A 980-nucleotide genomic window follows, 5' to 3' on the forward strand; every position below is an offset into this window, starting at 1 on the left:
AATTTATTCTTACTAACATTATTTATTGTCCTGCATAAATTAAACCAAATAGATTTTATTCTATCATCTTTACATAAAATCACTTTATTCACTTACTTATCAAGTAAAGATAATGTTTCCTTAATCCATTTCATCGTATCTGTTGATGATAGATTTTTATCTTCAAGTTCTTTTTTTCGAAATTTTAACAGGGATACAAAATTGTCTACGTATCGACCAACATCTATATTTCGAGCAGCAAGAAGAGCTATAAAATTTTCACGTTGCTGTAAATCACACCTAACCTTGAGTAAACTAAAATGTCTCGTCAAGCCTTCACCTATTCTATAAACATAACTATCTCTATTGATATAGACAGATTTAGGTGAGATTAGATAGATTTTAAACCAAAATTCCATATCTTCACCTAAACTAGTTAGAGAATTAAAACGAATATCCCCCACAACATCTTTTCTTACTAACTTTCCACTTACAAAACGATATGAATGATCGAAAGAATCCAAATCAATTAATTCATTGATTAGTTCTAGATGATGAAAGACTCGTTTATCGTAACCTCGTTGAAAAGAATGAACATACCAAGTATTATCTTCCATAGAAAATCTTTTATATGTTGAAATGGAGACTGACGCAGATTCAGATACTAGAGCAGAATATAGAACTTCTAAATAATCTTCCTCAACCCAGTCATCTGAATCAACAAACGTTAAATAATCACCTCTGGAGTATTCAATCCCCAAATTACGAGCAGAGGAAACTCCGCCGTTTTCTTTCCTATAGTAATGAAAACGGGAGTCACTCTCTGTATATTCCTGACAAATTTTCCCTGAATTATCTGTAGAACCATCATCAATCATAATCACTTCAAAATTTGTATAAGTCTGTTCAACAAGACTTTCCAAGCAAACTCCAATATAACTTTCAGTATTATAAACTGGAATAATAACACTAATCAAAGATTCCATACATTTCACCTACAA

At 31.0% G+C, this 980-nt stretch carries 1 protein-coding gene; it reads right to left on the bottom strand.

Annotated elements, in window-relative coordinates; all coding sequences use genetic code 11:
* Window positions 1-92: 92 nt before the first annotated feature.
* Window positions 93-965: a glycosyltransferase family 2 protein gene (locus D8837_RS09365; protein ID WP_125456877.1), complete on the bottom strand. Its 873-nt coding sequence runs from the start codon at window positions 963-965 to the stop codon at window positions 93-95.
* Window positions 966-980 lie beyond the last annotated feature (15 nt).

This window comes from Streptococcus mitis (assembly GCF_003942965.1).
Taxonomy (GTDB): Bacteria; Bacillota; Bacilli; order Lactobacillales; family Streptococcaceae; genus Streptococcus; species Streptococcus mitis_BH.

What these genes read in the sequence shown, in the direction of transcription:
- D8837_RS09365 (WP_125456877.1), bottom strand. Translation starts at nt 965, where the DNA reads ATGGAATCTTTGATTAGTGTTATTATTCCAGTTTATAATACTGAAAGT.